Source organism: Methylobacterium carpenticola (genome assembly GCF_042748905.1).
GTDB classification, from domain to species: domain Bacteria; phylum Pseudomonadota; class Alphaproteobacteria; order Rhizobiales; family Beijerinckiaceae; genus Methylobacterium; species Methylobacterium carpenticola.
Genome location: NZ_JBHZEO010000001.1, coordinates 1,290,774 through 1,304,829 on the forward strand (window position 1 = coordinate 1,290,774; position 14,056 = coordinate 1,304,829).

The following is a 14,056-nucleotide window of genomic DNA, read 5'->3' on the forward strand; positions in this document are numbered from 1 at the left end:
CGGCGGATGCTCCAAGCCGGTTTCCGACGGACAGGCCGCATGGCACCTTGCCGGGATCTGCTCGGGCCCCGAGCGCACCGGACCTCGATTCCATGAGCACCGATCCCTCGCCCGCCGCGATCCGGGCCCATTACGGCAGCCCGGCCGACCGCGCGCTGAAGAAGCAGCTCACGCAGCTCGACCATCACACCCGGGCCTTCATCGCCCTCTCGCCGTTCCTGGTGATCGCGTCGTCCGATGCCGCGGGCCGGGGCGATGCGACGCCGCGCGGGGATGCGCCCGGCTTCGTCGCGATCCTCGACGACCGGACCCTGCTGATCCCGGACCGCCCCGGCAACCGCCGGGCCGACACCATGCTGAACGTCGCCGGGAACCCTCAGATCGGCCTGCTCTTCTTCGTGCCCGGCCTCGACGAGACGCTCCGGGTGAACGGCCGTGCCTGCTTCACCACGGAGGAGGCGCTGCTCGCGCCGCTCGCGGTTGGCGGCCGCAACCCCGTCGCCGGCCTCGTCGTGGCGGTCGAGGAGGTGTTCTTCCACTGCGGCAAGGCCATGATCCGCTCGCGGCTGTGGGATCCGGAGGCCCGGGTCGAGCGGGGAAGCTTCCCCTCCCTCGGGCGGATCCTCGCCGACCAGATCGCGGGCGAGGACCGGGCCGAGGCCGAGCGGGCGATCGAGGAGAGCTACCGCACGCGTCTCTACTGACGACAACGAAAGACCCCGCCGCTCCCGCGACGGGGTCACGTTTCAGCCGATCTTGTCAGCCGATCTTGCGGCAGATCTTACTGCTGGGTCTTCAGGTAGGCGACGAGATCGTCGATCTTCTTGTCGTCCTTGAGGCCGGCATAGATCATCTTGGTGCCGGAGACGAGGCCCTTCGGATTCGCGAGCCACTTGTGCATCGTGGCCTCGTCCCAGGTCAGGCCCGAATCCTTGAGCGCTGCCGAATAGTTGTAGCCCTCGTGGGTCCCGGCCTTGCGCCCGACGACACCCTTCAGGTCCGGCCCGACGCCGTTCTTGCCGAATGCGTGGCAAGCCTTGCATTGCGAGAACAGCTTCTCGCCTGCCGCCGCGTCCTGCGCCTGCGCGGCGAGCGGCGCCAGGAGCACGAGAGCGGCACCGAGGATGAACTGACGCATGAGGGTTCCTCCGATCGGACTCGTTCGACGGCCATGGTCCGCGTGGCCGAGGCTGGTGGATATGGCCGAGCTTTTGAATCAGTAAAGTTAAAACGCGACCGGATCGGTCCGGATGCGTGCGGCGAAAAGAAGCTGTGCGGGCCGGCGAATCAATCGGACGAAAGTGCATGGCACGCCAACGCGTTGTGCGTTGCATCGGTGCATCCGCCCGCGACAGGCGCTATAAGGCGGCAACACGCGGGCCGTGCCCGCAAATCCCGAGGAGACGCCATGTCGATCGCCTTCCCGGCTCCGGACCCCGCCATCCTCGCCCGGCGCGAGGCGATCATCGAGGGGCTCCGCCCGCTCGTCGCGCGCGAGGCGCTGGTGACCAGCGAGGACGAGCGGCGCGCCTTCGAGACGGACGGGCTCACCGCCTATCGCCGGATGCCGCTCGCCGTGGTCCTGCCTTCCACCACCGCGGAGGTGGCGGCCGTGATGCGCTACTGCCATGCGGAGGGCGTGCGGGTGGTGCCGCGCGGCGCCGGCACCTCGCTGGCGGGCGGGGCGATCGCGCAGGAGGATGCGATCATCCTCGGCGTCGCCAAGATGAACCAGGTGCTGTCCCTCGACTTCGCGAACCGCACCGCCCGCGTGCAATCGGGCATCACCAACCTGGCGATCAGCGGCGCGGTGGCCCACGAGGGCTTCTTCTACGCGCCCGACCCGTCGAGCCAGCTCGCCTGCACCATCGCCGGCAACATCGCGATGAATTCGGGCGGCGCCCACTGCCTGAAATACGGCGTGACCACCAACAACCTGCTCGGCGTCACGCTGGTGCTGGTCGACGGCACGGTGGTGGAGATCGGCGGCGAGCATCTCGACGCGGCCGGCTACGATCTCCTCGGCCTGATCTGCGGCTCCGAGGGCCAGCTCGGCATCGTCACCGAGGCGACGGTGCGCATCCTGCGGGCTGCCGAGGGGGCCCGCCCGGCGCTGATGGGCTTCGGCAGCGTCGAGGCGGCCGGTGCCTGCACGGCGGCGATCATCGGGGCGGGCATCATCCCGGTCGCGATCGAGTACATGGACCGCGAGGCGATCACGATCTGCGAAGCCTTCGCGAAGGCCGGCTATCCCCTCGACGCCGAGGCGATGCTGATCATCGAGGTCGAGGGCTCGGACCAGGAATGCGACGCGATGCTCGCGCGCATCTGCGAGATCGCCAAGCCGTTCAACCCGACGAGCCTCAAGGTCTCGCAATCGGAGGCCGAGAGCGCGGCGATCTGGAAGGGCCGCAAATCCGCCTTCGGCGCCACCGGGCGGATCTCCGACTACATCTGCATGGACGGCACCATCCCGACCGGCCAGCTCGCGCAGGTGCTGGAGCGCATCGGGGAGATCACCAGGGCCTACGGCCTGCGCTGCGCCAACGTGTTCCACGCGGGCGACGGCAACCTGCATCCGCTGATCCTCTTCGACATCAACACGCCCGGCGAGATGGAGAAGGCCGAGAAGGCCGGCGAGGACATGCTGAAGCTCTGCGTCGAGGTCGGCGGCTGCCTCACGGGCGAGCACGGGGTCGGCATCGAGAAGCGCGACCTCATGAACGTGCAGTACGCGCCGGAGGACCTCGCCCAGCAGATGCGGGTGCGCGCCGTGTTCGATCCGGCCTGGCTGATGAATCCCGCCAAGGTCTTCCCGCTCGAGGGGCGGATCGCGGCCTGACCGGCGCGCATCGGACGGAGCCGCCCCGCGGCGCCGTCACAAAAAACCCGAACTCGCGGGGCATTCGGTCTTTTGTTCCGCCCGCCAAGACGACGCCGATCGTCGCGGGCCGCAGATTCGGGGCTTGCCAGTGATCATCCGCCACCCTGTCGCGACGGACGCGTTCACGCGCCTGCATCGGACCTTCACGGTCCATCTCGGCATCGCCGTGACGCTGGCGTGGGGCACGGCGCTGGGGGCCGCCTGCTACGCCCCCTGGGTGCGCAACATCCGCCCGCTCCTCGATCCGGACACGGGCCGCGTGGAGAGCACGTGGTCCTTCCTGTTCGCCATGCCGGTGGTGCTTACCCTGGCCTGGGCCGCTGCCCATTTCGGCCGCGAGACCTTCCGCCGCACGCAGATCCTGTCGAACGAGGCGGCGGAATTCGCCCTCGCGGCCGCCGTCGCCTTCGGGGTGTTCTACATGGCGATCGACCGGGCCGTGGCGGCCTTCTTCCTCGCGTCCTGAGCCGGGCCGCATGTCGGCATCCTGGCGCGAGTTCTGGAACCGCGCCAACCCGATCTACGTCAACGAGCGCCACCGGCAGCGGCACTATGCCGGCCTCGCCGACGAGATCGCCGCCCTGGTGCCCCATCCGGGAGCCCGCGTCCTCGATCACGGCTGCGGCGACGCCCTCTCGGCCGGGCGCGTCGCCGAGGCCTGCGCGCGGCTCTATCTCTGCGACGCCGCTCCCCGGGTGCGGGACGCCCTCGCCGCGCGGTTCGCGGGCGAGACCCGCATCGCGGTGATCGGCCCCGAGGAGATCCCCGCCCTGCCCGACCGCAGCCTCGACCTCGTCGTGGCGCATTCGGTGGCGCAGTACCTCACGCCGGCGGAACTCGACGGGCTGCTCGGCCTCTGGCACGCGAAGCTCCGGCCCGGCGGCTGCCTCGTCGTCGCCGACGTGATCCCGCCGGATCTCGGCGCCCTGGCCGATTCCCGCGCGCTCCTCGCCTTCGCGCGGCGCGACGGCTTCCTCGCCGCGGCCCTGCTCGGCCTCGCGCGCACCGCGCTGTCCGACTATCCCGCCCTGCGCCGCCAACTCGGCCTCACCCGCTATACGCCGGCCGCCATGCTGGAGCGGCTGCGCGCGGCGGGCTACATCGCCGAGGCGCGGCCGAATCTCGGCCACAACCCGCAGCGCCTCGCCTTCGCGGCCCGGGTGCCCGCCGGCTGAGCCGATCCGCCCTCGCCCGGCATCGGATGCGGCGGCGCCGGCCTTGAACCCTCGCCCCGGGAGACGATCTGTTGGGGTGCGTCACCAACTCAGGGCCGATGGCGATGCCCCTCTCGCGCCGCTCTCTCCTCGCGGGCGCCGCCGCGCTCGCGCTGCCTGGCCGCGCGCTCGCCGGCGCCGATGCCGATGTGGCGATCGTGGGGGCCGGGGCGGCCGGCCTCGCGGCAGCCGCGCGCGTCGCCCGCAGCGGGCGGCGCGTGGTGGTGCTCGAAGCCCGCGACCGCATCGGCGGGCGGGCCTTCACGGATCCGTCCCTCGGCCCGGAGCGGGCTTTCGACGCGGGCGGCCAGTACATCCACTGGGCCGAGCACAATCCCTGGACGGCCATCGCCGCCGCCGACGGCGTGCGGCGCGCGGATGACGGAGCCGGCCCATGGCCGATGCTGTTCATCGACGGCACGCCCGCGAGCGATGCCGACCGCGGCCGTCGCCGCGCCGGCTTCAGCCGGCTGACCACGATCCTCGACCGGCATCTCCCAGCGGACCGCTCGATCCGCGACGCGGCGGAGAGCGACGATCCCGCCGTGCTTGCCGCCGCCGCCGGCCTCACCCGCCTCTCCCTCGGCGAGGAGCCCGAGCGGGTCTCGGCCCAGGATTACGACCAGCTCTGGTCGGGAGAGGACATCTGGGTGGACGGCTACGGCGCGCTCGTCGCCCGGCACCATGCCGGCGTCACGGTCCGCACCGCCTGCCCCGTCCGGGCGATCGATGTCGGCGGGCCGGGTGTCGCCCTGGAAACGCCGTCCGGCACGCTGAAGGCCGGAGCCGCGATCGTCACCGTCCCGCTCGGCGTGCTCGCAGCCGAGGCGATCCGGTTCACGCCCGGCCTGCCCGCGGACCTCGCGGCGGCGATCGGCGGGCTGCGGATGGGGGCCTACACCAAGATCGCTCTGGCCCTCGACCCGGCCATCCTCGCCGAGATGCGCGATGCGGTGGTCGTCCGCTCCCCGCGGGCCGACAGGCCGGGCCTGAGCGCCTATCTGGAGATGCGGCCCTTCGGCCGCCCCCTCGCGATCCTGCATGCGGGCGGCGATGCGGCGCGGGCGCTCTGCGCGGCGGGCGAGGCCGAGGCCGTCGCCGCCGCCACGGACGAGGTCGCGTCCGTCTTCGGCGGCCGGGCCCGCGCCGGGATCACCGGTGGGCGCCTCGCCGGCTGGTGGACCGATCCCTTCGCCCGCGGCAGCTACTCGCTGGCCCTTCCCGGCCATGCCGGGGCACGGGCGGCCCTACACCGCCCGGTCGCCGACCGGCTGTTCTTCGCGGGCGAGGCGGCGGCGGGCGGCGGCGCGATGACGATCGGCGGGGCGACCCTCGACGGGGAGCGCGCCGCCCAGGCGGCATTGGCTCACCTGCAAGGTCATTGAGGAGCGCCGGGCGGCGGTGCGGGGGCGGATGGATTCCGCTCCAGACCTCTCGCTCCGCTTCATCGCCGCCGTGCCGGTGACCCCTTCGGCGAATGATGCCGAGGCTCCGCACCGCACGGCTCAGCTGGCCACCCGGCCCGCGCGCCCTATCTCTCTGGAGAGGCGACGCCCGGACGGCGCGATGACGCGCTTGCCCGCGGCCCGCCGGGCAGAAAGGCCGATCGATGTCGGAAGAGAACAGCGCCGTGCGCGACCGGGCGGAGACTCGGGCGGCGCGGGCGCGCATGCAGGCCGAGGCCGCGGCTGGAGCGTGGTCCGACCTGGAGAAGGCGAATCGTCACCGGGACGAGAACATGGCGCGGCTGCGGGCGATGCGCCTGCGCAAGGAGGCCGAGGAAGCCGAAGCGGCGCTCGCCGCCCCGGTCCGCAAGGTGCGCAAGCGCTGAGACGTCAGTGGAGTGCGCGCCGGGGCTGTCCGGTGCGCCGCTCCTCCCAGGCCTCCAGGGCCGTGCCCGAGATACCGCCGTCGCACAGGCGGCTGCTGAGATCCGTGAAGATCCGCTCGCAGAGTTCGAGATCGACCGCGCCGTCCATCCCGTCGTCGTCGGCCTCGTCCGCACTGGCGAAGCGGTCGAACGCCGCGGAGAGTTCGGCATAGGCGAGCGCCACCGGCATCGTGCGGAAGATCGTCAGGAAATCGTCGTCCACATCCCCGGTGTACAGGTCCCTCATGCGCACGGCGTAGCCGTCCGCGTGCTCGGCGATCTCGTATTGCCAATGGCGGCCTTCGCAGGCTGCAAGGATCATCGCGGTCTCCCGTCGCGCCTCGCATCACGAATGCGGAGGGCGGGCGGGAAGTTCCGATCCTCGCCGGCGAGCGGTGAGGAAACGCACCCTCAGGGCCGGATCCCGACCTCGAAGCCCGCCCGTCCGCTGATCCGAAGCTGGGTGCCGTTGCCGAGATCGACGAAGCCCGGCGCCTTCGCGCGCAGCGGCGGCGCCTCGCGGCATTCCGGCCGGTCGGGCAGGCGGACGCCCGGCGGCGCGTCCTGCGGACAAAGGCGCGGCCGGCGCGGTGCGGGCTCGCCGGCCGTCGCCGGCCCGGCGGCGATTGTCAGGAGGGTGCCGAGAACGAGCCTGATCGTGCGATGCGCGCGCATGCCCCCGTCCTACCAGCGCGGCGGCGCGCCGTCACGGCCGCGTCTGCCCGACATCGGCCGTGGTCACCTGCACGGTCCGGGTGCGGTTGCCGCGCAGGATCGTCAGCTCCAGGGTCTGCCCGACCCCGGCGGCCTGGATCGCCGCCGTGAGGTCCGCGAGCCGGTGCACCGGCTTGCCGTTCACCCCGACGATGATGTCGCCGAGATCGCCGGTGACCGGATCGACCCCGCGCAGGCCCGCCGCCGCGGCCGGGGAGCCGCGCATCACCCGCACCACCGCGACGCCGTCGATGCCGAGCTGGGCGGCGGCCTCCTCCTGGGCGGCGACGATGCCGATGCCCGGCGTCGGCGTGCGCCCGGTGCGGATCAGGTCGGGCACGACGCGGTTGACCACGTCGATCGGCACCGCGAAGCCGATACCGGCGCTGGCCCCGGAGGGCGAGAAGATCGCCGTGTTCACGCCGATCACCCGGCCGGCGGAATCGAGCAGGGGGCCGCCGGAATTGCCCGGGTTGATCGCCGCGTCGGTCTGGATGACGCCGGAGAGTTCGCGGCCCTCCTGGGTCGGCAGGCGGCGCTGGAGGGCGCTGATCACCCCGCTCGTGAGGGTGTGGTCGAGGCCGAACGGGTTGCCGATCGCGTAGACGAACTGCCCGACCTTCAGGTCGCCGGAGGTGCCGATGGCGATGGGCGGCGGCATCGCGCCGACGCGGCCGAGCCGGAGCACCGCGAGGTCGTAGTTCGGGGCCGTGCCGACGAGCGTTGCGGGCACGACCTCGCCGCTCGACAGCCGCACCGAGATATCCGAGCCGCCCTGGATGACGTGGTTGTTGGTCACGATGTGACCGGCCGCGTCCCAGACGAAGCCGGTTCCGGTCTGCTCGCCGCCCTGCCCCGCCGGCTCGCCGCTGTAGGGATCGCGCATCAGATCCTGCCCGCTCGGCACGCGGCGGGCGAAGACGTACACGACCGACGGCGCGGCGCGCTCGAACAGCGCCACGGTCGAGGCCTCGGCGGGCGCGAGGTCGCCCCGCGGCGTCACCGCGCGCGGCTGCTCCACGGAGAAGAGCAGGGCTGTCAGGTAGGGCTGGGCGACGAAGAGCGCGAGCAGCACCAGGGCGGCGCCCAAGGCGACCCGCAGGAAACGATCCGGCACGACGACACCTCCGTGCAGCGCTGACGCCCGAGCGGACTTGCTCCTGCAAGTCCGCCCGGCTTCCTGGTCTCGCATCATTGTCGCCGCCGAAGCGGCGACCGTCCCGGTGATGATGCCCAGCTTCGCCGCACTAACTGGGCTGTCGGGAGCGCGGCTTCAATGCGGGAAAACGCGCGGGCGCTCCGCGTGCTGACCGCCCGGCATGCCCGCACCACGGACGGTGCCCACGCTTTCTGTCGCGGCTATCGATTTGCCATGATAACCTCTCGCGAGGATCGTTACGGCAGGGCGTTTGAGCAGTCTTGCGCTTCTTTTCGGTGATATGGATGGGCTCCCGCCGCGCGCTGCCACTCTGGTATTACATTGCTGCACTCAATCTGGCGCTGCTGGTGCCCGGTTTCGCGGTCACGGTCGTGCTGCTGCATCAGTGGGTTGCGGCCGAACGGTCGCGGCTCGAGACCGCGACCGTGGCGATCAATCTCGAGGCGCTGGAGACGATCGACCGCTTCCTGGCCGCCCAGGTCGCCACGTTGCAGGCGCTCGCGACCTCCCCGGCACTGGAGACGGGGGACCTCGAACGGTTCGGCCGGCAGGCCAAGGAGCTGCTCCAGCTCCAGGGCATCAACCTCATCCTGCGCGACACGACCGGGCAGGAACTCATCAACACCCGGGCGTCATGGGGCGACCCCCTGCCCCGCATCATGCGCCCGGCCGATCAGGTCGTCCTGGCGACCGGGCGGCCGGCGATCTCGGACCTGCTGATCGGCTCCATCTCCCGCATGCCGGTCGTGCATGTCTGCGTGCCCGTCTACCTGCGGGGCGAGATCGCCTACGTGCTGAGCGCGAGCCTGCCCTCCGCGCGGATCGGCGCGCTCCTCGGCGAGGCCGGCGTCGCCCCGCCCTACTCGGCCTCGGTGGCGGACCGGTCCGGAACCATCATCGGCCGCTCGGTCGAGACGGAGCAGGCGGCCGGCCGGCCGCTGCCGGGCTTCCCCGACCTCGCGGGCGAGCGCGGGACTTGGAAGGGGCGCAACCTGCACGACGTGGCGGTGTTCGGCGCCTATCGGCGCTCGGCGCTCTCGGGCTGGACCATCGCGGTCGGGATCGAGCAGCAGGCGCTGCAGGCGCCCCTCTACGCCTGGCTCCGGCTGCTGGTCCCGGCCCTGGTCGGGCTCGGCCTCATCGCGCTCCTGATCTCGGGGCTGGTGGGCCGGCGGATCCTGCGCGCCAAGGGCAGCCTCGCCGCGAGCGCCCGGGCCATGGCGGAGGGGCGCGTCATCCCGGAGACCGTCACGCCGATCCGGGAGGCGAATGAGATCGGGGCCGCGCTCGCGGCCGCCTCGGTGCAGCTGCGGCAACAGGCCGACGCGCTCCTCGCCGCCAACCGCGACCTCGAAGGGCGCGTGGCCGAGCGCACCCGCGAACTCGCCGAGAAGGAGACCGTGCTGACGATGACCCTCGATGCCATGGATCAGGGGCTCGTCATGGTGGATGCCCGCGGCGTCGCCGCGGTCACGAATCGGCGCTTTGCCGAGATCCTGCGCCTCGATCCGGCCTTCCTCGCCACGCATCCCTCCCACGACGCGCTGCTGCGGATGCTGGAGGCGGCGGGCGAGTTCTCCGGGCTCGATCCGGTGATCCTGCAGGGTCTGAAGGCCCGCGACATCGCGCGGATCGGGCCCCGCTACGAGCGCGTGCGCCCGAACGGACAGGTGCTCGAGGTGACGACCACCTCCACGGCCGATGGCGGGATCCTGCACATCTTCACGGACGTCACCGCCCGCAAGGCGGTGGAGGCGGCGCTCGCGGAAGCGCACCGGGTCGCGCAGGCCGCGCGCCGCGAGGCGGAGGCGGGCAGCGCCGCCAAGTCCGAGTTCCTGGCGACGATGAGCCACGAGATCCGCACGCCGCTCACCGGCGTCCTCGGCTATGCCGACCTGCTGATGGCGGAGGGCGACCTCGCGCCCGAGCAGCGCCGCCTCGTCCAGCGGATCCAGGGAGCGGGCGAGGCGCTCCTGACCATCGTGGACGACATCCTCGACTTCTCCCGGATCGAGGCGGGCGAGATCAAGCTCGATCCGAGGCCGTTCCGTCCCGCCGAACTCGTCGACGATGCGCTCGCCCTGATCCGCGCGGCAGCGGACGACAAGCAACTCGCCCTCACCGCCCGGATCGATCCGGGCGTGCCGGAGCGGCTCGTCGGCGACGGCGGCCGCTTCCGGCAGGTGCTGCTGAACCTCCTCAACAACGCCGTGAAGTTCACCCGGCGCGGCAGCGTCACGGTGACGGTGACCCGCGAGGCGGATGGGACGGCGGCGCCGGGCTGCCCGATCCGGGTCCGCGTCACCGATACGGGCATCGGGATCCCGGCCGAGAAGCACGGGCGGCTGTTCCAGCGCTTCAGTCAGGTGGACGGCTCGATCCAGCGCCGCTTCGGCGGGACCGGCCTCGGGCTCGCGATCAGCCGGCGGCTGGTCGAGGCCATGGGTGGGGAGATCGCCGTCGAGAGCCGCGAGGGCGAGGGCTCGACCTTCTGGTTCACGGTCCGGCTGGCGGAATGCCCGCCCGCCGTCCCCGCGCCGTCCCCGGCTGCCGCCCCGCCCCGGTCCGGGCCGCCCGCCCGGATCCTGATGGCGGACGACAATCTCATCAACCAGGAGATCGTCCGGCGGCTGCTGGAGGCGATCGGGCACCGGGTCGACGTGGTCGATGACGGCGCCGCCGCGGTCCAGGCGGTGCAGGCGGCGGCCTACGACCTCGTGCTGATGGACGTGCAGATGCCGGGCACGGACGGGCTGACCGCCACGCGCCGCATCCGGGGGCTTCCCGGCGCCCCCGCCCGGGTCCCGATCATCGCGCTCACTGCCAACGTGCTGCCCGCGCAGGTCGCCGAGTTTCGGGCCGCCGGGATGGACGACCACATCGGCAAGCCCTTCCGGCACGACGACCTCTACGCGGTGGTGGCCCGCTGGAGCGGGGCCCGCGCCAAGCCCCTTGGCCGGTTGATGACCGCGACCAGCGTGTAGGAGATGATCATCAGGAGGAACCACGCGCCGAGCTTCTGAGGCGGCACCAGGGTCCAGCCGGCCCGCTGATGCGGGTAGATCCACGTGCGGCTCAGGGTTCCGATGTTCTCCGCGAGCCAGATGAACAGGGCGACGAGGACGAGGCCGAGCAGCAGCGGCATGCGCCGATGCACCCGCCAGACCTTGAAATGCACCGTCGCGGGCCAAAACAGCAGGGCCGCGAGCGCGAACAGGACCACGCGCAGATCGACGACGTAGTGGTGCGTGAAGAAGTTCACGTAGATCGCGAGCGACATGGCCGCCAGGGCCGGTAGCGGCGGGTGCCGGGTGAAGCGGAAGTCGAACAGCCGCCAGACCCGGGCGAAGTAGGATCCGACGCTCGCGTAGAGAAACCCGGTGAAGAGCGGGACGCCCCCGATCCGCAGCAGGCTCGGCTCCGGATAGATCCAAGAACCGACCGCGGTCTTGAACAGCTCCATGGCCGTGCCGACCACGTGGAAGACGAGGATCACCCGCGCCTCCTCCCAGGTCTCCAGCCGGAGGGCGAGCATCGCGATCTGGATCGCCACCGCCGCGAGGGTCAGCGCGTCGTAGCGGGTGAGCGGCGCTTGCGCGGGATAGAGCATGGCGGAGGCGAGCATCAGCCCGCAGAGCAGGCCGCCGAACAGGCAGGCCCAGCCCTGCTTCAGCCCGAAGCGCACGAACTCGTAGAGCGCCACGGCGGTGGGCCCGCGGGCGAGGGCGCGCTCCCCGATCCGCGCGTCGAGGGCGATGAAGCGGGCGAGCGGCGCCCAGAGGCGAGCGGCGCTGTCGGTGGAGGGCGGCGGGATCATGACGCTGCGCGGAAGGGCCTGGAGCCGTTCTGCCTCGATCCGCGTTTCCGCATCGTTCCCGCCGCCGGACCGGGAGCACCGGATCGGGGCGAGGCCGTCATGCCGGCCGCGCCCTGCCACCTTCATCCCATTGGCCCCTCTTCGGGAGGCGCCTATAAGGTGGACAGCACAGCATCAGCGAGGGCCGCAGGCCGATGACCCGCATCCCGGATTTCTCGGACATCGCCTTCTCGGCACCGGGTCTCGCCGCGCCGTCCGCCGTGGCGGCGGAGCCCTGGATGACGCCCGAGGGCATCCCCGTGAAGGCGGCCTACGGCCCGCAGGACCGCGAGGGCATCGACTTCCTCGAGACCTATCCGGGCATCGCGCCCTTCCTGCGCGGCCCCTACCCGACCATGTACGTCACCCAGCCCTGGACCATCCGGCAATATGCCGGCTTCTCCACGGCGGAGGATTCCAACGCCTTCTACCGGCGCAACCTCGCGGCGGGGCAGAAGGGACTCTCGGTGGCCTTCGACCTCGCCACCCACCGCGGCTACGATTCCGATCACCCGCGCGTCTCGGGCGATGTCGGCATGGCGGGCGTCGCCATCGATTCGATCTACGACATGCGCACCCTGTTCGCGGGGATTCCCCTCGACCAGATGACCGTGTCGATGACCATGAACGGCGCCGTGCTGCCGATCATGGCGCTCTACATCGTCGCCGCCGAGGAGCAGGGTGTGCCGCCGGCCAAGCTCGCGGGCACGATCCAGAACGACATCCTCAAGGAGTTCATGGTCCGCAACACCTATATCTACCCGCCGGCCGGGTCGATGCGGATCATCTCGGACATCTTCGCCTACACCTCGGCCAACATGCCGAAGTTCAACTCGATCTCGATCTCCGGCTACCACATGCAGGAGGCCGGGGCGACGCAGGATCTCGAACTCGGCTACACGCTTGCCGACGGCGTCGAGTACATCCGGGCGGGCTTGGCCGCCGGCCTCACCATCGATCAGTTCGCGCCGCGCCTGTCCTTCTTCTGGGCCATCGGCATGAACTTCTTCATGGAGGTGGCGAAGATGCGGGCCGCGCGCCTGCTCTGGGCCAAGCTCGTGAAGGAATTCGCCCCGAAATCCGACAAGTCGCTGGCTCTGCGCACCCATTCGCAGACGAGCGGCTGGTCGCTCACCGCGCAGGACGTGTTCAACAACGTCACCCGCACCTGCGTCGAGGCGATGGCGGCGACGCAGGGCGGCACCCAGTCCCTGCACACCAACGCCCTCGACGAGGCGCTGGCGCTGCCCACCGACTTCTCGGCCCGCATCGCCCGCAACACCCAGCTCTTCCTCCAGCAGGAGAGCGGCACCACGCGGATCATCGATCCCTGGGGCGGCTCCTACTACGTCGAGCGCCTCACCCGCGACCTCGCCGCCCGCGCCTGGGCGCATATCCAGGAGGTCGAGGGCCTGGGGGGCATGGCCAAGGCGATCGAGGCCGGCATCCCGAAGCTGCGCATCGAGGAGGCCGCGGCCCGCACCCAGGCCCGGATCGATTCCGGGCAGCAGACCATCGTGGGCGTCAACAAGTACAAGCCGGACGGCGACCGGCCGATCGACCTCCTGCGGGTCGACAACGGCAACGTGCGCACGATGCAGATCGACAAGCTGCGGCGCCTGCGCGCCGAGCGCGACGAGACGGCCGTCGCCGCGGCGCTCGACGCGCTGACGACGGCGGCGGGAGCGGAGGGCAACCTGCTGGCGCTCGCCGTCGCGGCGGCGCGGGCCAAGGCGACGGTGGGCGAGATCTCGGCGGCGCTGGAGCGGGCCTGGGGCCGGCATCAGGCGGAGATCCGCTCGATCTCGGGGGTCTACAAGCGGGAGATGGGCGGCATGTCGGGAGCGGTCGAGGAGGTGCGCAAGCTCGTCGAGCGCTTCGAGGAGGCGGATGGCCGCCGTCCCCGCATCCTGGTCGCCAAGATGGGCCAGGACGGGCACGATCGCGGCCAGAAGGTGATCGCCTCGGCCTTCGCGGATCTGGGCTTCGACGTGGATATCGGGCCGCTCTTCGCGACGCCGGAGGAGGCGGCGCGGCAGGCGGTGGAGAACGACGTGCACATCGTCGGCGTCTCCTCGCTGGCGGCGGGGCACCTGACGCTGGTGCCCGAGCTGAAGGCGGCGCTGGTCGCGGCCGGCCGGCCGGACGTGATGATCGTGGTGGGCGGCGTGATCCCGCCGGGGGACTTCGAGGCGCTCAAGGCGGCGGGCGCCTCGGCGATCTTCCCGCCCGGCACCGTGATCGCCCAGGCTGCTGCGACCCTCATCGCCGAACTCAACCAGCGCCTCGGCTACGGGTCCCGGCAGGCCGCCGAGTAGCGCGGTCTCAAAACGGTCACGGTTGTCCGGCCTGAGGCGGG

13 protein-coding genes are annotated in these 14,056 nt (G+C 71.6%); 8 read left to right on the top strand and 5 right to left on the bottom strand.

Translation table 11 applies throughout. The features are described from left to right. The first annotated feature begins 92 nt into the window (after positions 1-92). Positions 93-704, top strand: a complete 612-nt coding sequence (locus ACE101_RS06215) for a pyridoxamine 5'-phosphate oxidase family protein (protein WP_379126867.1) — start codon at positions 93-95, stop codon at positions 702-704. 77 nt (positions 705-781) lie between these two features. Here ACE101_RS06215 and ACE101_RS06220 read toward each other — a convergent pair whose 3' ends face one another. Next, positions 782-1,138 carry a c-type cytochrome gene (locus tag ACE101_RS06220; RefSeq protein ID WP_379126869.1) on the bottom strand — a complete coding sequence of 119 codons (357 nt, stop codon included), beginning with the start codon at positions 1,136-1,138 and terminating at the stop codon, positions 782-784. 270 nt (positions 1,139-1,408) lie between these two features. Between ACE101_RS06220 and ACE101_RS06225 the strand changes: the two genes are divergently transcribed. From ACE101_RS06225 to ACE101_RS06245, 5 genes are all read left to right on the top strand, one after another. Next, a complete protein-coding gene (locus ACE101_RS06225; RefSeq protein WP_379126871.1) occupies positions 1,409-2,842 on the top strand; it encodes an FAD-linked oxidase C-terminal domain-containing protein in 1,434 nt (477 codons plus the stop codon). Positions 2,843-2,972: 130 nt separating this feature from the next. Beyond that, entirely contained in the window at positions 2,973-3,350 is a 378-nt protein-coding gene (locus ACE101_RS06230; protein ID WP_379138504.1) for a hypothetical protein, read from the top strand. 10 nt (positions 3,351-3,360) lie between these two features. After that, complete coding sequence (locus tag ACE101_RS06235; RefSeq protein ID WP_379126873.1) at positions 3,361-4,059, top strand: class I SAM-dependent methyltransferase; 699 nt, start codon at positions 3,361-3,363, stop codon at positions 4,057-4,059. Between the two features lie 104 nt (positions 4,060-4,163). Then, positions 4,164-5,483: a flavin monoamine oxidase family protein gene (locus tag ACE101_RS06240; protein WP_379126875.1), complete on the top strand. Its 1,320-nt coding sequence runs from the start codon at positions 4,164-4,166 to the stop codon at positions 5,481-5,483. 224 nt (positions 5,484-5,707) lie between these two features. Continuing rightward, positions 5,708-5,929, top strand: coding sequence for a hypothetical protein (locus tag ACE101_RS06245; RefSeq protein WP_379126877.1), 222 nt, complete (start codon positions 5,708-5,710; stop codon positions 5,927-5,929). Positions 5,930-5,933: 4 nt separating this feature from the next. On the opposite strand, the gene ACE101_RS06250 is transcribed toward ACE101_RS06245, so the two are convergent. The 3 genes from ACE101_RS06250 to ACE101_RS06260 form a co-directional block, all read right to left on the bottom strand. After that, the gene (locus tag ACE101_RS06250) at positions 5,934-6,290 is read right to left on the bottom strand and encodes a hypothetical protein (RefSeq protein WP_379126879.1); all 357 of its coding nucleotides are present in this window, start codon (positions 6,288-6,290) and stop codon (positions 5,934-5,936) included. Between the two features lie 89 nt (positions 6,291-6,379). Next, positions 6,380-6,643 (bottom strand): hypothetical protein, encoded by a 264-nt coding sequence (locus ACE101_RS06255; protein WP_379126881.1) that lies wholly within the window; start codon positions 6,641-6,643, stop codon positions 6,380-6,382. Positions 6,644-6,674: 31 nt separating this feature from the next. After that, the gene (locus ACE101_RS06260; protein ID WP_379126883.1) at positions 6,675-7,799 is read right to left on the bottom strand and encodes a S1C family serine protease; all 1,125 of its coding nucleotides are present in this window, start codon (positions 7,797-7,799) and stop codon (positions 6,675-6,677) included. A 326-nt stretch (positions 7,800-8,125) separates the two neighbouring features. On the opposite strand from ACE101_RS06260, the gene ACE101_RS06265 reads away from it, so the two are divergent. Further along, positions 8,126-10,825 (top strand): ATP-binding protein, encoded by a 2,700-nt coding sequence (locus ACE101_RS06265; RefSeq protein ID WP_379126885.1) that lies wholly within the window; start codon positions 8,126-8,128, stop codon positions 10,823-10,825. Here ACE101_RS06265 and ACE101_RS06270 read toward each other — a convergent pair. Next, positions 10,750-11,658: a DUF817 domain-containing protein gene (locus ACE101_RS06270; protein WP_379126887.1), complete on the bottom strand. Its 909-nt coding sequence runs from the start codon at positions 11,656-11,658 to the stop codon at positions 10,750-10,752. The two genes, ACE101_RS06265 and ACE101_RS06270, sit on opposite strands and share 76 nt — an antisense overlap. A 194-nt stretch (positions 11,659-11,852) precedes the next feature. Here ACE101_RS06270 and scpA point away from each other — a divergent pair, with 194 nt between their 5' ends. Further along, complete coding sequence (gene scpA, locus ACE101_RS06275) at positions 11,853-14,015, top strand: methylmalonyl-CoA mutase (RefSeq protein ID WP_379126889.1); 2,163 nt, start codon at positions 11,853-11,855, stop codon at positions 14,013-14,015. Positions 14,016-14,056: the final 41 nt, after the last annotated feature.